Raw genomic sequence first — 21,007 nt, 5'->3', positions numbered from 1 at the left:
TCTGTCGGATAGCGTGTTGTCTTTCGGACGATCCTACCCATCCGGGTTCTCTGCTCTGGCGTCCACATCCAGAGCCTGAAGCACGCCCCAATCAGGCCGCCAAGCACATTCTTAAACGGGCTCTCAGGTCATACTCCCAGGACCGTTAAGTGGCGATCTGCGCTGGTTTTTTGCCACTGTGCTGAGAGTGCGGTCGCACGGTCTTGTAATCCGCACGCCCGGCAACGAGAACCTCTCTGGCCTGCGCCAAAGAAGTGAAGGGGGTCCTGTTGAGGCATTCATCGCGCAATCGCCCGTTGAAGCTCTCGACATTCCTGTTCTGCTGAGGCTACCCAGACGCGATGTGTGCCATTCGATCCCTGTCGCCTCTGTCCATTTCGGAATGGCATGTGAGGTGAACTCCGGTCCGTTGGTGTCCGGAGATAACACCGGACCAAGTGGCTAACAGAAACACCGCCTAAAAGGCGGATGATAACAGACGGGCATAGTTTATTTAAACTGAACAACTGTCCAGATGGACCACGTCGCCTCTTCTATCAAACATGGTACTTTCAGTTATGATCATGAAAAAATTTGCACCTTGCCGTAACACCATCAAGTACTGACAGGCCTCGAGTGTAGAGATGTGTTCTGCCCCTACCTGCCATTCTACAGGATATGATCGATTGTAGGCGTACCCCGGGTAGGTACAGTTTTGCCCCAACCGCCGCCCAGCGCCTTGTAAAGCGTGATGCTGTTGGACATTGCCTGAAGCTGCGTCGTGATCGCGGCAAGCTGGGCAGAATAGAGCCTCCTTTGAGCCACAAGCGTTTGCAGATAGGGATCGTAACCACCTTTATAGCGCGCTAGTGCCAGATTGTATTGCCGATCGCTTGCAGAGACGAGCGCCGCCTGGGCGGCAAGCTGTTGCAGGTACGTCTCTCGCCCGGCCAGCGCGTCCGCCACCTCCCGGAACGCGCGTTGCACGGTCTGCTCGTACCGGGCGGCCTGCTCGCTCTTGCGGGCACGCGCCTGCTTGAGCTGGGCGGTCAGGCGCCCGGCATCGAACAGAGGCAACGTGATCTGCGGCGCAACATTCCACGCCCCCATGCCGCTTTGGAAGAGCCGGGTAATGTTGTTGCTGGCCGTACCGTTCGCTGCCGTGATCTGGATCTTGGGAAAGAACTCCGCCCGCGCTGCACCGATATCGTCATTGGCGGCGCGTAGTTCGTCCTCCGATGACAGGATGTCCGGACGTCGGCCGATCATGTCGGACGGCAGTCCCTCGGGCACCGCCGGAAAACCGGTAATTTCGGCGAGGTCCGCCTTCCGCTCCAGCGCCTGCATCGTCGGCGCGGCGATGGGTTCACCGACCAGCAGCGTCAGTTCGTCCAGAGCCTGTGCGCGCTGCCGCGTATAGATTTGCAGGTTGGTTTCGGCATCGTGCAACGCGGCTTCGGCCTCGGCGACGTCGAGCTGGGTGCCCGTGCCGACATCTGCCGTCTGTTTGACCAAGGCATAGGTGCGACGTCGGTTTTCCATCACGCCCTGCGTGACGAGAACGGCCTGATTGTTGGCGACCCAGTTCAACATGGCCGTCGCCACACCGGAGATGATGCTCAACCGCATACTCTCCTGGCTGAGTGCACTGGCGAGATAGCGGTCGAACGACGCGCGGGACGCGCTGCGGATCCGTCCCCACAGATCGACCTCGTACGCGGAAACGCCGAAACCGACCGCATACTGTCGCATGTAGATCGGCTCGTTTGTCTGTGCGAGGCTCCAGATGTGCGAGTTCATCTTCTGGATATTCGCGCCAGCGGTGCCATCCAACGTGGGAAAGAGCGCTGCATTTTCGATATTAAACTGTGCACTGGCGGCAGCAACCTGCTGCTGTGCAATTCTCAAGTCACGATTGTTGTCCAACGCGACCGCGATGAGATCCTGCATGACGGGGTCGCGATAGAACGTACGCCATTCCCGCAGGACGACAGAAGCCTGATTACCACCCGCGCCAGCCATGTTACCCTTCGGCCATGTGGACGCCACCGGGAGGGCGGGGCGATGATAGGCAGGAATCATCGTGCAGCCCGTCAATAACAAGCCAATACTAGCCGCGGCAACACGTGATGTCTGAACAAAGCGCACTGTTACGACCCCCTTGTATCCGTATCCGGCCTCGGTGCGACCAGATCGCCGTTCCGCAAAGCCGATGGTGGGTGGACGATTAACTGGCTGCCATCCGGCAGGCCGGAGAGGATTTCCATTGTGTCACCATAATCGCGGCCAACCTGGACCTTACGTACATTCACCTTGTTGTCGGGGCCGACCGTTTCGACAGACAGTCCATCCGCTTCATAGGCAACCGCTTCGGCCGGAACGATAATAGTGGGTGCCGGGCGCGGTAGCTCGAAATGGATTGACGCGTAAACGCCAGCAGACAGACGACCGTCACGGTTATCCAATTCGATTTCTACCGGCAGCATTCGACTATTCTGCTCCAGCGCACTGCCAGTTCGCGTCACCGTGCCGGTGAAATGATCACCTGGACGCTCGGGCACAGTCACTGACGCCGGATCGCCGACATGCACCGATCCCGCTTCATCCTGCGGGACATGCACTCGCACGCGCAGTCGATCGGTCCGGACCACCATGAATAGGGGAGTGGCCTGTACAGTGTCGGCACTCACAAGGTCCCCGACCTCTACGTTTCGCACCGTGACCACACCATCGAACGGCGCGACGAGGGTCGTGTAGGCCTGACGCTGCGCCGTCTCAGCCAGCACAGCATCAGCAGCAGCCTGTTCGGCCTGCCGCTGCTGTTGAGTCAACCTATCGACATCGAAATTCTGCTTGCTGACAGCTCCGCCGCCAACCAGCCCGCTGGTGCGCCGCGCTGTAACGCGTGCGATATCCAGAGTGGATTTGGCTTGCGCCAGTGACGCCTGAGCTTGCGTAACCCGCTGGTCGAGTTCCGGCGCCCGGATGATCGCCAGTGGCTGACCTGCTTTCACGACAGTGCCAATGTCAACGAAGCGTTTCTCTATATAGCCCGACGCCCGCGCGTTGACCGCGGTGGTTTCCAGCCCAATCGTTTCCCCAGGCAGATCCATTGCGACCGGTGCCGTTGTGTTATGCACTATCATCGTCCGCACATCAGGAATCTGGCTCTCACGCTCCTGAGCAAGGGCTCGCACAGCGATACCACGTTCGACGTGCGTGTAGGCGCCGTATCCAAGAGCAACCAGAATGCCGAGCCCAATGATCGGACCGAAGCGCCCGTCCCGGGATTTATCAGTCAATCGAGGCGTGACGGGTTCAGACATTCTCATATTCCTCAAGCATGCGGGTTTCGTGCCGACGCAAACGGCTATACAGCCAAGGCACCACGAACAGGGTTGCGCAGGTTCCAATCATCAGACCGCCAATCACGGCGCGCCCCAGCGGCGCATTTTGTTCACCGCCGTCACCGAGACCGAGCGACATCGGGAGCATGCCGATCACCATAGCCATCGAGGTCATCAGGATGGGGCGCAGTCGCGCACGCCCCGCGGCCAGAGCGGCTTGTGCGGCGTTCATCCCTTCAGCCCGACACTCCTTGGCAAAAGTTACCAGAAGGATTGAGTTTGCACTGGCCACACCCACGCTCATGATTGCGCCCATGAGCGACGGCACCGAGAAGGTCGTACCTGTGATAAACAGCATCAGCACGATCCCGCACATCGCACCCGGCAGCCCCATCACCACGACAAAGGGGTCCATCCAGGACTGGAAATTCACGACCATGAGCAGGTAGACCGCGATCGCTGCAACAAGCAGTCCTATTTCCAGACGGGTAAAAGCCGAGTTCATACTGTCGATCTGGCCGGCAATCGTTATGGTATTGCCTGGCGTCAACTCGCTCTGATGCTTTTCCACGATCTTGTTCAAGTCCCGGGCGATACTACCGAGATCACGGTTTTCAACACTGGCATAAATATCGAGCGTCGGGGCGATGTTGCTATGCGAAATCACGTCCTGATTCTCGCCGCGCTTGAGTGTCGCAACATTATCAAGCAAGCTGACAGAACCACCAGAATTTATACGCGATGAGACCACTGTATTCCGCAGGTCCCGCAATCCGGCGATGTCATATTGCGGCGTTTGTACGGCTACGGGATATTGAACGCCGTTGCTTCCAACCCAGAAGTTTGGGGTCACGGTATTCGATCCCTCGACCGATACCATCACGTTACGGGCAACATCGTTGAATGACAGACCAAGATCGAGGGCACGCTCGCGATTGATTGCCAACACAAATTCCGGTGCCTTGATCTGTTGGTGCAGATGAACATCCACCATGCCAGGAATGTGGCGTGCCTCCGCCATGATCTCGGCCATAACCTTGCGATTCGTAACCTGATCATATCCGGTAATTCGGACATCCACCTGTGCCGGAATTCCGAAATTCAGCACCTGGGTCACAATATCTGCTGGCTGAAAGAAAAACACGCAGTCCGGAAAGCGCTTGGCCAGGACGGTTCGCAGAACACGCATGTAATAGGCGGTTGGACGATGGTGCTCCTTCAGGGCAACCATGATTTGACCGTCGTTGGTGCCGACTGTACTGCCATCGTCGAAGGGCATCGAATATCGGAAGGGCAGACCGATATTATCGAGTACCATCTGACGTTCGTCCGCCGGCACCACCTGACGGATTGTGTCCTCGACCTGATCGAATAGCTTCTCTGTCGTTTCTATCCGCGTGCCTTCAGGGGCACGGACATGCAGCTTGAATTCCCCGGCGTCGATCGTCGGAAAAAAATCTTGGCCAACCTGCGTGGCGAGCACGATCGCTGCCAGGATCGAGATTCCCGCCACGGTGGGAATCTTCCAGGAACTATCCAGAATATTTGTAAGGATTGACGAATAGGAATCCCGAAACTGCTCGAATCTGCGATCGAACCGTGTGCCGAAACGGGCCAGCAATGCCGGCGGCAGGTTGGCGACACGTCGACGCTCGCTAGCCCGATCTTCAGCACGCAATAGCAACGCGGCGAAGATCGGTACGAGCGTCCGGCTGATCGCATAAGAGGCGAGCATTGCGTAAACCACGGCCAGAGCCATCGGTGTAAACAAAAAGCGCGATGGGCCGGTCAGGAACTCGACCGACACAAAGACGCAGGAAATGGCGAGCGTCGAGACAAGCGTCGGTAGAGCGATGCCTGCAGAACCCTCGAAGACAGCCGTTCGCAGATCGGCGCCGTCATGGCGGATGCGATGAATGTTTTCGATCGTCACCGTGGCATCATCCACGAGAATACCGACCGCAAGCGCCAGACCGCCCAAAGTCATAAGGTTCAGGGTCTGGCCGGTCGCTGCCAGAACGGAGATCGACGACAGGATTGCAAGTGGAATGGAGACTGCCACGATCAATGTCGAGCGCCAGCTTGCCAGGAACACCATGATCATCGCAGCCGTCAGCAGGCCTGCGATGACGGCCTCAAAGGCAACACCTTTGATGGCCCCCTTGACGAACAAGGACTGATCGAACAGCGGATCTATCTTCATTCCAGATGGCGCCGCGGCCCGTGCAAGTGGCAGGACCCTGTTCTTCACGGCATCGACGACATCGAGCGTCGATGCATCACCAGCCTTCATAATCGACAGCAGGACCGAGCGCCTTCCTTCACGCCTGACAATGTTGTGCTGGACTTCAGTGCCCATGCGTACCTGCGCTACGTCACGGATCCTTATAATTGCTCCTGTGTGAGGGTCCTTGCGCAATGGCACTGCGTTAAGTTCGTCGGCAATATCGGGAATGCCGTTCATATGGATATCGTATTGCCTGGGCCCAAATTTCACTGTGCCGCCGGGTAAGGTCAGGTTTTGCACATTGATCGCATTGGAGACATCAAGGGGGGTTAGGCCTACTCCCGCCAGTTTCGCCGCATTGATATCAATCATGACCTGCCGTGTCGCACCACCAAACGGCGGCGGCAACAGCGTGCCTGGAACGGGCGCAAGCTGCTGACGAATGCGGTAGAGCCCGTAATCATAGAGGTCGCTCTCGGTCAGCTTGTCTGAGGACAGAGACAATTGCAGAACAGGAACGCTCGAAGCACTGTATTGCATGAGGATCGGCGGCTGGACGCCAGGTGGCAAAAAGGCCCGGATCGAATTGGTGGCCGACACGGTTTGCGCCATTGCCAGATCGATATTCACTCCGGGCTGGAAGTAGAGCTTCTGCACGACAAGACCCGGCGTGGTCTGGCTTTCGATCGTACGGAGATTATTGACGAAGAAGCTCTCGCTGAATTCCGTATAAGTGCTGATTCTCTTTTCTGTCTCGGTCGCATCAAGACCTTCATAATACCAGACGACAGTCACCACCGGAATGTCGATGGTTGGAAACACATCCGCCGGAGTACGAAAAAGAGCCGTCACGCCAAGCAAAAGAATCAGAACTCCCCCAACCAGAAACGTGTACGGGCGCCGGAGCGCAAATCCAACTATTCCCATTGATCCGCCATTTCTCCGAATTCGATGCAGACAGCAGCACGAGTCCCGTCATCTCATGCGAGCGGGACAACAGTTCCAGCTCATTGGCGTGCCACGCGCGCACGAAACCGCATGGCAGACACGCACTTGACCTGCATGGATAGTGATATGTTCGGAAAGGCGACCTGACTATATGATCGTTTCTGGATGAGGTTATGAGCATAGCTCATAAATTGCGGTTACTCTTATTCAATCCTGAATTTAGGCCTTTTTTGGATACCGCAATGCATCAACCAGCAAGGAAAAAGCTGGCGATTTCAGCCGACGACTTGGATAGTAGATATGAAAACCGGACCAAACGGGGCACCAGTCGTCGAGAACATGAACCAACTGCCCGTTAGAAATAAAGGGCGCAGCCAAATCTTCGGGCACATGTGCCACCCCCAAGCCATCGAGCGCTGCTCTTAAAACCATGAGGATGGTATTGAAAACAACCTGCCCGTTGATACGAACCTTGACTTCTTTTCCATCCTTTTCAAGTTCCCACGCATAGATCCCACCATGACTTTGAAGGCGAAGGCCGATGCACGTATGCTTAGTCAGATCATCCGGCGATTGGGGGCGTCCACAGCGCGTGAAATAAGATTTAGTTCCCACAACGACGAAACGGACGTTGGGCCCGATGGGAACCGATATCATGTCCTTTGCGACCTGCTCCCCGAGACGCACACCTGCGTCAAAGCGTTGAGAGACAATATCAGCAAGACTATTGTCGGCAACAAATTCAACGTTTATACTTGGATATTGTATGATAAATTCTTTCACTTTTGGCCATATAACGAACTCTATTGCGTAATCACTCGCAGTGATTCGAACTGTCCCACTCGCTTCGCCCTTTTTTGCCTGCAATCCATTTAGTGCCGCTTCGATACCCTCGAAATGTGGCGAGATATCCTCTATCAGAGCTTCCCCGGCTTCGGTAGGCGCAACACTGCGAGTTGTTCGCGTCAATAAGCGTATCCCGAGCTGACCCTCAAGTAATCTTATCTTATGACTCAAAGCTGATTGCGAAACACCCAACTTGGCGGCAGCTTTGGTGAAGCTTTGTTCTCTTGCTACTGCAAGGAACGCAACAAGGTCGTTTATCTTCTCTCGAGCCATGCCCTTACTTTCAATACCTTTTCCAATGAATATAGATAGGTGACCGCTTATCTCTGGCGAGCGTGACAAACATATATGCAGCCTGTTACCGCCATGATTCGGAGTAGTACGCCTTAGACCAACCATGGCCATTTATGTATGTATGCCAATAGCCTGCTTTTATGGTCGCGTAATGGAATAACGGCTCATCCAGTTTATATCCTATTGCAACCCGATATTATGGGTAGAACGCCTTGGCTTAGATCGCCTCGGAATGGTGCAAACTGACGTAATCCCCTTTTTTGTATCCTCTAGAAGGCAAAGCTCTCTGCTTTTATGGATTGGTGTTGCCGTGATGGCAACAGTCTTGGGGGCATACCTCCAATCCTGTTGCGTAGCGATCTGAACCGCTCCGGGATTGGCAGAGATCTATTTTCCTCAGAGCCCTTTTGGAAATTCAGCGTGAGGGGTTTTCAGGAGGTCTGACGCGTGATTCAAAGTGGGGATGTGGACGCCAGAACAACGAGGCCGGGTGGCCAATATCAAGCGCAAGACGAAGCGTTATTCGTCTGATCTGACTGATGGGGAATGGGAGTGCATAGCGCACCTGATGCCGCCTTTGCACCGGCGTGGCCGGAAACGAGCAACTGATTTTCGTGAAATCATCAATGCGTTGCGTTATCGATAGCCAGAGTATCAAGGCTCCTCATGCAAAGATCCGTGGTTATGACGCAGGCAAGAAGGTCGTCGGCCGCAAACGCTGGCCGTGGGTGAAGCAGCTGTTCGCAGATGGGGCCTATGACCGCTTGCAGTTGACGGACAAAGCCGCCTTTCACGACTTTACGGTCGAAATTATCCGGCGGTCAGATACGACAAAAGGATTTGAGGTCCTGCCACGCCGATGGGTCGTTGAACGGAAATTCGGCTGGATGATCCGCTGGCTCCGACTGGTGGGGGACTACGAACAGCGTATCGACGTCGCAGACGCCATGATCCACATCGCCATGGGAAGCCTCATGCTACGCCGAAACGCTCATCCGTGAATTTCTAAAAGGGCGCTTAAGACATCAACAACTTGTACCCACTTACCCTAACGAAAATGTGATTGAAAGAACGATATCGTGAAACGAGAGATCGTTTCATATCATCTCTCGGCACACAGAGCTATTTTCGAAGAAGGTTATCAGAATGATCAGGACATTATCCACAATATTAGGATGGATTATATTAGCCTTGGGAGTGTTTTTTGCCGTCGCCGGAGGCATCTTGGCTGCGGCAGATGGTAGCCTCTACTATGTCCTTGCCGGACTGGCGATGATTGTATCGGGCCTTCTATCAGTTCGAAACGACCGGCGCGGCGCGCAACTTTATATCTTGGTGTGGATCGCAACATTACTATGGGCAGTGTCTGAAGTTGGCTTTGTGCCGTTCCAGCTCATGCCGCGAGTGGTCGCGCCTACGGTATTAGTCGCGTTGGTGATTGGGCTCAGCCTACTCGACCGCCGTTCTACCGCACGCTTTTCCTTTATTTTGCCAGCGTTAGCCGGAGGTGTCGCGTTGACGTTCATGGGCGCACTGCTGTTTCCGGGTCACCAAACCGGTGGCACGATCTCGGCGGCACTAGCCCCCTTTGATAGCGTATCAATTGCCACCAACGAGGCCGATAACGACTGGAAGGTCTACGGCGGTACGCTGTCAGGGCGTCGCTATTCAGCGCTGAGTGATATTACTCCCGCTAATGTTGGCAAGTTGGAGCTGGCTTGGACTCATCGCTCGGGCGACCTTCCCAATTACGAAGAGGTTCACAAGCATACGCGTGAAGTCCATTCGGAAGCTACGCCTATTCATATCGGCAATGTGCTCTATACTTGCGCGCCACACGGTCGTGTGCAAGCAATCGACGACACGACTGGCAAAACGATATGGACTTATGTCGAGAAGCCCGACCGTGCTGCTGATCCTTACCTCGTTTGTCGCGGTGTTGCCTACTACGAAGCACCAGTCGGAGCGCCCTGCCCGCACCGCATATTCGCCCCAGTCTATGATGCGTATGTTGTGGCGGTTGACGCCGATACCGGCCAGCTATGCCAAGCGGTAGGTCATAACGGCAAAATCGACCTGCACGAAGGCATGGGTGAGAATGCCTCTGAAACCGCCATCCATCAAATCAGTTCGTCAGCCCCGACGATCATCAATGATCGCGTCGTAGTAGGGGAACGCATCGATGACGGGGTGGACCGCATAATAGGCTCCGGAGTCGTACGCGGCTACGACGCTAATACAGGTGCTCTAGCTTGGGCATGGGACGTCGGCCGTAGTGAAGACTCCATCCCATCGCTGCCAGCTGGCGAAATCTTTACGCCTGGAACCCCAAACGTTTGGGGCTGGATCTCGGGCGATACAGCTAACGGGATTATTTACCTACCTACAGGCAATTCCTCTCCCGACTACTACAATGGCATGCGCCGTCCATTCGATGACAAATTCAGTGACTCGATCGTAGCTCTGGATGCTCAGACAGGGAAGTTGCGCTGGTCTCGGCAACTTGTTCACCATGACATGTGGGATATGGACGTGCCGGTCGGGCCGTCGCTCTTCGACTATCATGCCCCCGATGGGCAGGTCGTCCCTGCAATGATCCAGACAACAAAGCTTGGTCAAGTATATTTCCTTAACCGCTTGACCGGTGCACCGATCTCGCCAATCGCTGAATTGCCGGTCTCGACGAGGGGGGCGGCACCGGGCCAGATCGTCTCACCCACTCAACCCTATTCCGTGGGCATGCCTTCATTCACGCCGAAAGATCCTACGGAGATTGGTACTTGGGGCGCAACGCCTATCGATCAGCTCATCTGCCGGATCGAACTGCGCCATGCGCAGGCCACGGGGGCCTACAAACCGGTTGGACTGACGCCAATTATCGGTCATCCTGCCTTTAATGGAGTATCCGACTGGGGCGGCGCTGCAATCGATCCCGTACATGGGATTATGACTATCAACACGATGGAAGTACCCTTCAAGCTATACCTTGCTCAGCGTAATAGTAGGGAGGGGCGCAACTGGATTAAGCAGGCACGTCCGGGAGAAAATGCGGCCAATACGTTGGTCGCAACCCAGTTCAACACGCCTTATATCGGTCTCACAAAGGCATGGGTCGGCATCTTCGGGGCCCCGTGCCTCGCGCCACCATGGGGCCGCATGACCGCGGTCGATCTCAATACTCGTCGGGTAATCTGGAACAAAACACTAGGAACCGCTCAGGATACTGGTCTATTCGGATCGCACTTTGGCGTGCCTCTGAAAATTGGCGTGCCTAACATCGCAGGATCGATCATCACTGGTGGCGGGCTTGTTTTTATTGGGGCGACTACTGATCAATATCTACGTGCTTTTGACGAGCGTACTGGTCAGGAGATCTGGTCTGCTCGCTTACCTGCCGGTCCACAGGCGACTCCTATGACCTATCGCGGTCGCGACGGGCGACAGTATGTGGTCATTACGGCGGGTGGACACGGTGCCATGGGCACGCGTTTTGGAGATTACACAATGGCTTTCGCGCTACCTAAATGAAGGTCGACGATGAGTTAATCGACTCTCTCGCTTAGAGCGTTTTCCGCACGATATGACTCGTGAGGGATTGTATTGGGCTGCCTGAACTGATTCAAGATAGAGGCCGGGACGGAGGCCGGCGTCTCTGTCTCGTGCTCTGTCTCCTGATCTTCGCGAACGTGTTGTAGCCGCAGTGTCGACTAACCTGTCCCGACGCCAGGCGGCCGACCGGTTTGGGGTGAGCATTGCCAGTGCAGTGCGCTGGTGCGCGCGTGAACGCCAGACTGGCAGTGCTGCAACCAAGCCACGCGGCGGCGACCGGCTATCGCACCGGATCGAGGCTCAGGCCAACCGGATCCATGCCATGATCGCCGAGCGAGACGATCTGACGCTGGTCGAAATCCGTGCCCGGCAGGCCGATGACGGCCGCCACTTCGCGATCGGCACGCTGTGGCGCTTATTCGCCCGCCACCAGATCACATGGAAAAGAGGTTTGCGCACGCGGCAGAGCAGGATCGCCCGGACATCCTGACGCGACGGCAGGAGTGGTTCGACGCTCAGCCCGATCTCGCCCCCGAACGTCTTGTGTTCATCGACGAAACCTGGGCATCGACCAATATGGAGCGCCGCTACGGACGCTGCCGCAGGGGGCAGCGCCTGCGCTCCCCCGTGCCGCACGGTCACTGGAAGACCACGACCTGAACCGGCCCGGGATTGGCGAAGACCTATTTTCCTGAGAAGGTCTGACGAGCAATCTTGTGGCGAAGTTTTCCCTTGAGGTCCGTGCGCGCGCGGTTCGGCTGGCTCTGGAACATGAGCGCGAGAACCGCGAGCTGCGCCAAGCGAACGAGATCCTGCGGGAGGCGTCAGCATATTTCGCCCAGGCGGAACTCGATCGCCATTTTCGGAAATAACGACATTCGTTGACGAGCGCCGTGCGGTTTACGGGGGCGAGCCGATCTGCAGGATGCCGCAGATTGCCCCGTCAGCCTATTATGAACGGATACGCAAACAGCGTGAGCGTGATCGGCGATCCGCTCACAGCAATCGCGATGAGGTCTTGAATCCGGAAATCCTGAGGGGTTTTCTCGGAGCATTTCGGGGTCTATGTAGCGCGGAAGGTCTGGCGGCGGCTTCGGCGCGAGAACATCACGGCTGCCCGCCGCGCGGCTGATGCGTGATCTCGGCCTGCAGGGCGTGATCTGCGGCAAACCGAAGCGAACGACGTTCAGCGACAAGGGCGCACCGTGTCCACTCGACCGCATCAACCTGTTCGCCCGGTAGATCGTCGGCTGGCGCGTCAGCCGGACAGCCCACGCAGGCTTCGTGCTTGATGCGCTGGAGCGGGCCATTCACGCGCGTTGCCCGTCAGGAGCAGGCAATCTTGTTCACCACTCGGATCGCGGCTCCCAATACGTCGCCATTCGCTACACCGAGCGTCTGGCCGAGGCCGGGATCGAGCCCTCGGTCAGCAGCGTTGGGAATAGTTACGACAATGCCCTGGCCGAGACGATCAATAGTTTTATGCCGCTATGGACCACATCCCCATGGCTGCGTAATTTGTGTAAACTGGTCTGCGCAAATCTCGGGGCAGTTCAGTTCGGCTATTGGCGCCGTCAGGCCCCACATCAGCATCAATGGCATAACGCCAGAAGCTTTCGCCAAAAACGCCGACAAAGCATACAACAACTCACAGACCTTAACTCAAAACTGAGGGCACGTTCGGGGCAGCGTCATCCCGGACTTGAGGGCTAAGGCGATTTATACCTTCGAAGCGAATATTTTTCAGCATGGAATGAACCAATCTAGGGCTGGCTGGCGTGTCCCTAGCGTGTCCATTCTGGGGCGGGTCCACCTACATTTGAGACATATCGACCTAACTTGGATCATCCGCGAAATAGACATCATCAACTAGCCTCATCATAGCTGAACTTGCTTTTTCGGGATTGCACACTCTGCGTCATTTGATGACTCGAAACGAAACAGCGTGATGCTAGAATGGCTTGCTTAGGTCAACGTAACATCATGTAATGGACAAATCTCTCAAATTTGAGTTTCGCAATGTTTTTCCTTATATTCTGGTTTTATGCGTCGAAAGGAATGTGAATATGTACAATATTATAGCAACTCTGGCAGATGCAGCAATTTTCGTAGTACTTCCATGGCTCATATGGAGGATATCTCGCAGAACAATGCCGATAGCAGTTCTTCCTATACTTATTGGTATTATACTCTCAGTCCTTCATGCCCCTGTCCGTGCAATCCATATACCATCTTTGTGGGGAGACGACATTGGCTGGGTTGCGGTTCTGGTGTTGGCTTTCACGGCTGGTCTGGAAATGTGGCAGCATCCGGGTGAAGATCGTACTATGCAGTCCGTGCCTCAGCCGTCTCTAGGGCGTCTACTAGCTGGTGCCGCAGTCGCGCTGGGTGGTCCGTTCCTGATTGGTTCAATGCTTGTCTATATATTCTTCCTGCCATTGCATGGCTGGGCACCGGCACATGCGTCGCCCGTGATCGCCGCGGCCTCGATCGGACTGTGCATCGCCGTCAGCGCGCTGCCCGTCCTGATCGGCCTCGTACGGGAACTGGAACCAGGCCAGCGTCCTCTTGGACAGCTTGCTCTCAAGCTGGCTGTCGTGGACGATGCCGCCCTGTGGATCGGGCTTGTCCTGCTTCAGTTCGCAGCCAAGGGGTCAGCCGCACTGCATGGCTGGACCGGACTAGAAGGGCTTGCGATCCTTATGCTGGTCGGGCTCGCAATGGCCGGCAGCTGGGCTGCACGACACTTTCGTCATGCGCGCCTCTGGGTCATTTGGGCTTGCGTTCCAGTATATTTGATCGCGGGATCTTGGGCGAGCCACGAGCTTGGGCTACACGAACTGATCGGCGCGTATTTCGCAGGTGCCATCATGCCGCCGTCTTGGGTGCGACGCTTGCCGGTGGAACGTGTCGGTACGTTCTCGCTCATTTGGCTCGCCCCGATGTTCTTCGGCCATAGCGGGCTGCGGATCAATGGCGATGCGTTGACCTGGCCGTCGGTCGTGGCGTCGCTGGCGCTTGTCATAATCTCCATCGTAACCAAGATCGGCTCGGTCTACGCGTTCCCGCCAGCATTCGGACTGTCGCGGCGGCAGGCGCTGGGCATCGGGTCTCTCCTGCAATGCAAGGGTCTGATGGAAATCGTGGCCGCGACGATACTGCATGGCAAAGGCATGCTGTCGGATTTTGCATTCGCATCGCTAATGGTGCTTGCCGTCATTTCGACGACGTTGACAGGCCCGTTGTTCCAGCTGACCGCACCTCGTGCACGGAAGGTGACTTTGTCTGCGGCTGGCAACGATTTCGGAAGGTATGATCAGGTGTGATTGGTGCGCCGCTGATCTAGAGCCGTTCCACGTCAATCCGGCTCATATCCTGCGGCGGTGAAGTGGTCGGCGCATCGATCGGAGTGCAGGCGTCAGGGACTAGTCCGACGGCATCCCACAGTGCCGTGACGGTGCGTTCAGCCCTGCTGCGCAAAAGGGATTTGAGTTTGGAGAACGCCATCTCAATTGGATTGAAGTCTGGGCTGTGGGGCGGCAGGAACACCATCGATGCTCTTGCCTGTTCGACGGCCCGACGTGCGCCCGGCATCCGGTGGGCGGGCAGGTTGTCGAGGATGACGATGTCGCCCGGTCGCAGGGTCGGCACGAGCACGCGCTTGACATGGGTCTGGAACACGGCACCGTTCATCGCCCCGTCATGCACAAAGGGTGCTGTCAGGCCCGTGGTGCGCAGCGTCCCAGTGAAGGTTGTCATTTTCCAGTGCCCGTGCGGTACTCCCGAGCGGCATCGTTCGCCGCGCAAGGCGCGTCCCCTCAGTCTGGCCATCTTCGTCAACAGGCTGGTCTCGTGGATGAAGACCATCCGCTTCGGGTCGAGATCGAGCTGCGCGTCAAACCAGTCCTCGCGCCGTTTCAGTACGTCGGGACGTTCCTGCTCCAATGCATGGGCGGTCTTTTTTTGAACGTCCAGCTGCGCTGACGCAGCCACCGGCTGAGCATCCTGCGCCTGATCTCAACCACATGCTCCTCGCGCAGGCGTGCCGTCCGCTCACCCGCCTCGCATGCGCGCCGCAGCCAGCTGATCGCCGTGGCGATCCCGACATTGGACCGCGCCGCCGCCCACGCCGACAGGCCGGATGCCCCCGCCGCCATAGCGCGCACTCGACGATCGTCACGGTAGGCTCGCGACATCACCCTCTCCATCTCATGGAAAGGGTGAATCACACGTCGCTACCCATGTCACGCCCCAGAATCAGCGCTCAGTGGAGCCGCTCTAGCCAAAACTTATACGGCCATCTCCTCCAGGAATCGCGGAAGGAGCTGAACCGCTCCGGCGTTGGCAAAGACGTCCACTTTCTATCCCCCCGAACCCAAAGTCGACATTCCGCTCGCCCCCATTCCGGACGTGGCGCTCTCGAGTAAGTTTCCCATATACCGGCCTACGTCCGATAACCGACCTACATTATCTGAAGTAGGTATGGGACGGTGCTCCAATTCAGCGCATCGAGGAGGGTATTCCGAAAGGCGATGCATGACCCGTGAAATCTCCGCAGCTTTGTGCCAACCCGCAAAAGAGCGATTAATAGCTTGACACTTGTAAGAGCTTGAGCCCCGCATTCAGAAGCGTGACCTTCCTGGATTACGGTCCCGGATGCTGGCCTCGTCGATATAGGTCTCCACGACCTGAAGGCTGCGATGACGGGAGAAGCGCTTGAGCTCGAGCAGATCGAACCCGTCCGCGGCTCCCGTGCTGATCGCGCCACGGCGCAGGCTGTGCCCGGCGAAATCACCTTCAAGCCCGACAGCGGCGCAGCGCTTCTGCACGATCTCGGCAATCGTGCCCTCCCAGAGCGCGGTCGCGCCGATCCGGGGCAGGGGTGGCGGCTCGCCGGACCGTGACTTCGAGACTGCCCGGATCCTTCGGAAGACCGGCCCTTCCGTGATTCCCGACAGCCGCAGCCAACGCTCATAGGCCAGGACGGGGCACTTGCGGGTGATGCCGCGCGGAATACCGATACGCGCGCCCAGGCGTTGGACGTCGCCCTTGGACGCACGTAACAGGATCGTCATGCCGTCCTCATCCAGTGTGATGTCTCTGACCTCCAACCCAGCCAGTTCGGAGCGGCGAAATGCCCCCGCAAAGCCCAGTAAGAGCACGGCGCAATCGCGCGCGCCGGCGAGGCTCGTGATGTCGATCGCCTCGAGCACGACGCACAGCTTGTCCCAGGTGAGCGCCGTCTTGGGCTGGGGCAGGGGCGTTTTACTCTTGCGGCGGATACCGGCAAGGGTGGTGGTAATCTCGGCATGCGAGGTAGGAACCGTCACACCAGCCAGATGATGGAGATAACGCAGCGCGGCGCGATGCAGCTCGATGGTGGTCATGCTGCGCCCCTTCATCGCCATATCGGCGAAATAGGCTGCGAGATCGTCACTGCGGGCGGGGAGAGCCGGGAGGGAATGGCTCCTGGCCCAGAGACACCAGGCGCGCACGGCGGAACGATAGGCTCGCATGGTGTTCGCGGCCTTTGAGCCCTGGGCATAGGCTTCGGCGCCCTTCCGTGCGGTCCGCAATGTGCCGTCACGTTCGGGTACGACCAGAGTGGTAAGCCGGTCGAACCATTGCGTCACGACCACGGGCGGCTGGCCCACAGGTGAGGGCGGTCGCGATGCTATGGAGGATCCGCCTGGCGCATTCTCCGCTACCCCGGTCTCATGCCGAACGGAGTCAGCAAGCGTTGCAACGAAGCACGGTACACCTTGGTCGATTTCGAGGGTGACGCTCAGTTCGGCCCCGGAGGGCAGCTCACCGACATGTCGCAGGACGATCTCCGGCACTGCAGCAGGGTAGGGGGCGGTGTCTGGTAGCGTCACATCCGCGCTGAAGTGCCCGTCCGATACTTCCATGCCGGCGAAACGGACGGGAAGGGGCGGGGAGAAGCGCGCGGTCGCCAGGGCCAATGCCCAGGAGGCGGGCTCGGTGTTCTCGGGCAGGTTACGACGGGTCAGACGATCGACACGTTCCAGAAGCGCGTCCCGGGCCGTTATGCGTGAGCCAGTGACGAAGACGCCCTCAAGCATGGGTCCGCTCCCCGGTCTCGACGCCGGACGCAGACTTGCGGGCAATGACGCGAGCATCCTGTTCCCGAATCAGCCAGTAAACGATGCCAAGAGACAAAACGGCCGCAGCCAGGGCCAATATCTCCATGGGGGCCGTGGCCTGAAGATCGAGCAGGATGAACTTCCGGGCGATCGCCAGCAGGGCGATCAGCACGATGGTGCGGACCCTGACGACGTTTTCGTTATGGGTGAGGACGGCGAGAAGGGAGCGCTTGAACTCCAGAGCGATGATAACGACGAACATGGCGCCGAAGACGGTCTGGAAGACGGCCTGATCGGTCGGATCGATAGCGGGCGAGTTCAGTAGCCGCCAGACCGCGACGACGAGATGCAACGTGGCGGCGACGGTCACCGCCATGATGAGCGTGATAACGACTAGCATGATGGCCTGCTCGAAGCGCTCATAAAGGCTTAACCCGCTGCTGGGGGACAGCATGGCACGCCATGCTGTGTGACGATGGGCGTTCGGCCGGTTCTCCGTGCTGGGTGGATTGGTGGACATAGGGTCGCGGGTTTCCTGACTGGTATTTGGGCGGCAAGCCGTGCTTCTCATTAATCAGTAGATTCGGGACGTTCTCGTTTTCTCCATAGCGCGCCTAACCTATCCTCGACAAGAGAACTTATCGAGGATAGGTGCGAAGGAGGGGTTGGATTCAGGAACCATCCGCTGAGTTTTACCTTATTGACGATATAGGGTATTGTTCCTCCAGTCAGTGCTTGGAAGGTATGCCGCGATCAGCCCCGCCTTATCGCGCTGGCGCAATCCGGGCATCCTCAGTCTCTAGGGGCGTCTCAACCCTATGTCTTTTGCTTCCTTCTCGCCGCTGTCTTCAGCCCTGACTGAAGCATCTATGGCGCTGGGGCGTCTTGATCAGGCACTGCTAGGCCATCCCTTGGCCCCGGCGGTCCTACACCGTATGCGGCTGGAAGCGGTGCGCCAGCAGGCCGCAAGCGACGGATACGCCATCAACATGTGGCATCTCGCGGCTGCGATCGAGAACTTGCCGCATCTCCTTGGCGATGATGATCGAGGCGGCACATTTGACGCCGCGCGCTATGCTCTGGATCAATATCGCTGGGTGGCCGACCCCGCATTCGATCAGGAGGGCACGGTGCAGAAGGCCGAGACGTTTCTCGCGTCCCGGGACAGGACTGGCGGTCCTGTGCTTCAGGCCGGGATGGCCCTGCATAGCTGGCTGGACGAAGGCCATTCAAGGCCCCCCATGCGCGCGGCCCTGGTGCGTCATTGGCGTCGCACCCTTCTACATATTTCCCTTCCTTTGACGGGAACCGCCGCCCTTCAGGGGGACGTCGCATGGGATCGAGAAATCTGGCTTCCGCTCTTTCTGGAAGCGCTTGCGGCCGAAGCCGAGGAAGGTCTGCGCATCCTGTCTCGAATGGAATATGCTTGGCGTCAGGCCCGGACCCATCTGGGAACAAGGCGTCGAAATTCGCGGGCTGGAGCTGCGCTTGAGGCAATAGCCGGTGCGCCACTGATCTCCGTCGCCACGCTCGCCTCGCGTCTTGGGATGGCGCCCAAGAATGTGCTGGTGTTGCTCGCGCAGTTCATCAAATCTGGCCTCGTCGTCGAGGTCACGCATCGACGCGCTCATCGCCTCTACGGGTTGGTGGGTATGACGCCCCTGCGCGACGAGGTCGCACTGCCAAGACGGGCGCGGCGCGGTGTGTCTGTCACGACCGTTATGGACGATGACGTTATCGGACAGGAGACACAGATCGCGGTACCGGGCTTTACGCCGGCAGAACGCTGGCAACCCGACTTCAGCGACCTCGAAGCCGCCATGCGACAGGCTGATGCCGCCATCCGCAAAGCTCAGCGGTGGCTTGCACAGGATTCCGCATCCCGGGCGTGATGGTCTGTCCTGCCCTCATCGAGCCGTCTGACCGTTTCGGTGCCAGGACTGCGATTACCGTCCTGCCTCTCTCGAACGTGATCGTAGAGGCTCCGCTGCTACGCCTTGCGGTTGAGCCCAGTGCCCGGAACGGGTTGCGACGCAAGTTGCTAATCATAGTCGATAAGCCTGTAGCGATCGGCCGCGACAAGATTGGTCCCGCATTCGAAAACGCCGATGACACATTGATGCTGAGCGTGAGCCAGGCTATGGCCCTGTTTCTGGGACTGGCCTGAGGGGGTTCTGTCGGCGGCGCAATGATTACCATTTCGTTTCGGTCCTCATGATCATCGTTGCCTAATACGGCCCTGAGAGAATAAATAGGTATCCTCGTTTTCCTCGATATCGCGCCGCTGACGAGGTCGCCATATGATGAATACGGTTCTTTTGTGCCTGTGCTTTCTGTGGCTACGCTTCATGTATGCCATTCTGGGACTGGCTATCCGCTTCCGATTGATCGGCAGGCGTGTACATAGCCGATCCGATCGACAAAGTACCCATGATACGGTCGGGAGATAAAGAAAAGCACGGCTGGTTCCATTCGCATGATTGACGTTATACAATGACAAGGGGAGACGGGGTTTCGTGTCTTGGGACTCCTTGACCAACAGTGAAACCGGTCGGCTTCGTCTTGGTCTAGGCTCAGGACCCTTTACGAGACTGAGATGATGTGATTCGACGGTCATCGGAAGGAGAACCCGATGTCTGATCTGCCGATGCTGCCTGTGAGTAAGATGCGCGCGTTAGGGCTATATTTCCCGAAAACGCGCGGTCTGAAACGCGTAGATGATTGCCGCGTGCTGAGCGGCATCGTCTACGTGATCCGGCATGGCTTGCAATGGAAGGACGCGCCGTCGGGCTACGGTCCTCATAAGACGCCGTATAATCGCTTCATCCGTTGGAGCCGTCTTGGCGTATTTGCCCGGATCTTTTCCGCCCTGACGGGTAATGCTGGCGTCCCGGAGGAATTGATGATCGACAGCACACATCTGAAGGCGCATCGCACTGCCGCAAGCCTGCTCAAAAAGGGGGTGCTGCGCGTCGGATCGGACGCACAAGAGGCGGCGTGAACTCGAAACTGCATGCCGTCTGCGACAGGCATGGCCGTCCAGTGACGATGCTGCTCACCGAAGGTCAGATGAGTGACCACAAGGGCGTAGCCCTGCTGCTGCCACGCTTGCCCTCCGCTCGCCACCAGGACGGCGATCGCTGTTACGACAGCAATCTTTTCCGGCGCAATCTCACCGAACGAGGCATCGAGCCATGCATCCCGTCCACGGAGAGCCGAAAAGTGCCAATCCCTGTCCATCACAAGCCCTCATCATAGCCGGTCTCCTATGAATCAATGATCGCCGCCCAAGGGAATCCCCTTCCCAATATTTTCTGCCAAAGTAGTGCTAGCCAGCATAGCGGCGCGTCAGCCGATTCCTACGCAACGATCCCAATCGGAAAAGCTCTAGGTGGCTACCCTGATAAGGTTGAGCCATTACCGTATATCCGTGCCCGTTCTGTGTGACGCCCCCGCTTCAGATCGGCACCCAATGCTTTGAGTGAAAGATTGTGACGATGCGTACCGGGGAAGTCTCCCTCTTTCGGCGCTTGGTTTTACAGGCGAGGATTGCCTTATCCCGTGAACGCTTGCGTATTAGATCAATCTGAGAGCCCGTTTAAGAATGTGCTTGGCGGCCTGATTGGGGCGTGCTTCAGGCTCTGGATGTGGACGCCAGAGCAGAGAACCCGGATGGGTAGGATCGTCCGAAAGACAACACGCTATCCGACAGA

Annotated in this window: 12 protein-coding genes, 5 pseudogenes and 1 other annotated feature; of the genes and pseudogenes, 9 read left to right on the top strand and 8 right to left on the bottom strand. The window is 57.5% G+C overall.

The genetic code is table 11. The annotated features are described in order from the left end of the window. Positions 1 to 145 precede the first annotated feature (145 nt). The 5 genes and pseudogenes from F3J08_RS17595 to F3J08_RS16065 form a co-directional block, all read right to left on the bottom strand. Positions 146 to 316, bottom strand: a pseudogene (locus tag F3J08_RS17595) (transposase); the annotation flags it as partial. A gap of 332 nt (positions 317 to 648) precedes the next feature. Further along, positions 649 to 2,127: an efflux transporter outer membrane subunit gene (locus tag F3J08_RS16080; RefSeq protein WP_370458757.1), complete on the bottom strand. Its 1,479-nt coding sequence runs from the start codon at positions 2,125 to 2,127 to the stop codon at positions 649 to 651. Positions 2,128 to 2,129: 2 nt separating this feature from the next. Continuing rightward, positions 2,130 to 3,305, bottom strand: a complete 1,176-nt coding sequence (locus tag F3J08_RS16075; RefSeq protein WP_166931618.1) for an efflux RND transporter periplasmic adaptor subunit — start codon at positions 3,303 to 3,305, stop codon at positions 2,130 to 2,132. After that, positions 3,298 to 6,480, bottom strand: coding sequence for an efflux RND transporter permease subunit (locus tag F3J08_RS16070; RefSeq protein WP_166931615.1), 3,183 nt, complete (start codon positions 6,478 to 6,480; stop codon positions 3,298 to 3,300). Before F3J08_RS16070 ends, F3J08_RS16075 begins: the two co-directional genes overlap by 8 nt. Positions 6,481 to 6,720: 240 nt before the next feature. After that, the gene (locus F3J08_RS16065) at positions 6,721 to 7,620 is read right to left on the bottom strand and encodes a LysR family transcriptional regulator (RefSeq protein WP_166931612.1); all 900 of its coding nucleotides are present in this window, start codon (positions 7,618 to 7,620) and stop codon (positions 6,721 to 6,723) included. 484 nt (positions 7,621 to 8,104) lie between these two features. On the opposite strand from F3J08_RS16065, the pseudogene F3J08_RS16060 reads away from it, so the two are divergent. The 5 genes and pseudogenes from F3J08_RS16060 to F3J08_RS16040 all read left to right on the top strand — a co-directional run bounded on the left by F3J08_RS16060 (position 8,105) and on the right by F3J08_RS16040 (position 14,516). Then, a pseudogene (locus F3J08_RS16060) lies at positions 8,105 to 8,642 on the top strand (transposase). A gap of 145 nt (positions 8,643 to 8,787) precedes the next feature. Continuing rightward, complete coding sequence (locus F3J08_RS16055; RefSeq protein ID WP_166931609.1) at positions 8,788 to 11,169, top strand: membrane-bound PQQ-dependent dehydrogenase, glucose/quinate/shikimate family; 2,382 nt, start codon at positions 8,788 to 8,790, stop codon at positions 11,167 to 11,169. A 124-nt stretch (positions 11,170 to 11,293) separates the two neighbouring features. Next, positions 11,294 to 11,847 (top strand): annotated as a pseudogene (locus F3J08_RS17310) (IS630 family transposase); the annotation flags it as partial. Positions 11,848 to 11,963: 116 nt separating this feature from the next. After that, positions 11,964 to 12,666 (top strand): annotated as a pseudogene (locus F3J08_RS17305) (DDE-type integrase/transposase/recombinase); the annotation flags it as partial. Next, positions 12,017 to 12,133: a sequence feature (AL1L pseudoknot), on the top strand. (Overlaps the previous pseudogene by 117 nt.) A gap of 590 nt (positions 12,667 to 13,256) precedes the next feature. After that, the gene (locus F3J08_RS16040) at positions 13,257 to 14,516 is read left to right on the top strand and encodes a cation:proton antiporter (RefSeq protein WP_166931634.1); all 1,260 of its coding nucleotides are present in this window, start codon (positions 13,257 to 13,259) and stop codon (positions 14,514 to 14,516) included. 32 nt (positions 14,517 to 14,548) lie between these two features. Here F3J08_RS16040 and F3J08_RS16035 read toward each other — a convergent pair. The 3 genes and pseudogenes from F3J08_RS16035 to F3J08_RS16025 form a co-directional block, all read right to left on the bottom strand. Next, positions 14,549 to 15,386, bottom strand: a pseudogene (locus F3J08_RS16035) (IS630 family transposase). Positions 15,387 to 15,812: 426 nt separating this feature from the next. Next, positions 15,813 to 17,273: a tyrosine-type recombinase/integrase gene (locus tag F3J08_RS16030; protein WP_166931600.1), complete on the bottom strand. Its 1,461-nt coding sequence runs from the start codon at positions 17,271 to 17,273 to the stop codon at positions 15,813 to 15,815. Continuing rightward, the gene (locus F3J08_RS16025) at positions 17,266 to 17,748 is read right to left on the bottom strand and encodes a phosphate-starvation-inducible PsiE family protein (protein ID WP_166931631.1); all 483 of its coding nucleotides are present in this window, start codon (positions 17,746 to 17,748) and stop codon (positions 17,266 to 17,268) included. The genes F3J08_RS16030 and F3J08_RS16025 overlap by 8 nt, the downstream gene beginning before the upstream one ends. 364 nt (positions 17,749 to 18,112) lie before the next feature. Between F3J08_RS16025 and F3J08_RS16020 the strand changes: the two genes are divergently transcribed. The 4 genes from F3J08_RS16020 to F3J08_RS17590 all read left to right on the top strand — a co-directional run bounded on the left by F3J08_RS16020 (position 18,113) and on the right by F3J08_RS17590 (position 20,552). Next, positions 18,113 to 19,186: a hypothetical protein gene (locus F3J08_RS16020; RefSeq protein WP_166931597.1), complete on the top strand. Its 1,074-nt coding sequence runs from the start codon at positions 18,113 to 18,115 to the stop codon at positions 19,184 to 19,186. Continuing rightward, positions 19,186 to 19,461, top strand: coding sequence for a type II toxin-antitoxin system PemK/MazF family toxin (locus F3J08_RS16015; RefSeq protein ID WP_166931627.1), 276 nt, complete (start codon positions 19,186 to 19,188; stop codon positions 19,459 to 19,461). The genes F3J08_RS16020 and F3J08_RS16015 overlap by 1 nt, the downstream gene beginning before the upstream one ends. A gap of 465 nt (positions 19,462 to 19,926) precedes the next feature. Then, positions 19,927 to 20,295 carry a transposase gene (locus tag F3J08_RS16010; RefSeq protein ID WP_166931594.1) on the top strand — a complete coding sequence of 123 codons (369 nt, stop codon included), beginning with the start codon at positions 19,927 to 19,929 and terminating at the stop codon, positions 20,293 to 20,295. Next, the gene (locus tag F3J08_RS17590; protein WP_166931591.1) at positions 20,292 to 20,552 is read left to right on the top strand and encodes a transposase; all 261 of its coding nucleotides are present in this window, start codon (positions 20,292 to 20,294) and stop codon (positions 20,550 to 20,552) included. Before F3J08_RS16010 ends, F3J08_RS17590 begins: the two co-directional genes overlap by 4 nt. Positions 20,553 to 21,007 lie beyond the last annotated feature (455 nt).

The organism is Asaia sp. As-1742, assembly GCF_011753235.1.
Classification (GTDB): Bacteria; Pseudomonadota; Alphaproteobacteria; order Acetobacterales; family Acetobacteraceae; genus Asaia; species Asaia bogorensis_B.
This window is presented reverse-complemented; position numbering and strand designations above follow the sequence as displayed.

Bases quoted from the DNA above. Each gene is read 5' to 3' on its own strand.
- F3J08_RS16075 (WP_166931618.1), bottom strand. From the start codon at position 3,305: ATGTCTGAACCCGTCACGCCTCGATTGACTGATAAATCCCGGGACGGG.
- F3J08_RS16070 (WP_166931615.1), bottom strand. From the start codon at position 6,480: ATGGGAATAGTTGGATTTGCGCTCCGGCGCCCGTACACGTTTCTGGTT.
- F3J08_RS16065 (WP_166931612.1), bottom strand. From the start codon at position 7,620: ATGGCTCGAGAGAAGATAAACGACCTTGTTGCGTTCCTTGCAGTAGCA.
- F3J08_RS16055 (WP_166931609.1), top strand. From the start codon at position 8,788: ATGATCAGGACATTATCCACAATATTAGGATGGATTATATTAGCCTTG.
- F3J08_RS16040 (WP_166931634.1), top strand. From the start codon at position 13,257: ATGTACAATATTATAGCAACTCTGGCAGATGCAGCAATTTTCGTAGTA.
- F3J08_RS16030 (WP_166931600.1), bottom strand. From the start codon at position 17,273: ATGCTTGAGGGCGTCTTCGTCACTGGCTCACGCATAACGGCCCGGGAC.
- F3J08_RS16025 (WP_166931631.1), bottom strand. From the start codon at position 17,748: ATGCTGTCCCCCAGCAGCGGGTTAAGCCTTTATGAGCGCTTCGAGCAG.
- F3J08_RS16020 (WP_166931597.1), top strand. From the start codon at position 18,113: ATGTCTTTTGCTTCCTTCTCGCCGCTGTCTTCAGCCCTGACTGAAGCA.
- F3J08_RS16015 (WP_166931627.1), top strand. From the start codon at position 19,186: ATGGTCTGTCCTGCCCTCATCGAGCCGTCTGACCGTTTCGGTGCCAGG.
- F3J08_RS16010 (WP_166931594.1), top strand. From the start codon at position 19,927: ATGTCTGATCTGCCGATGCTGCCTGTGAGTAAGATGCGCGCGTTAGGG.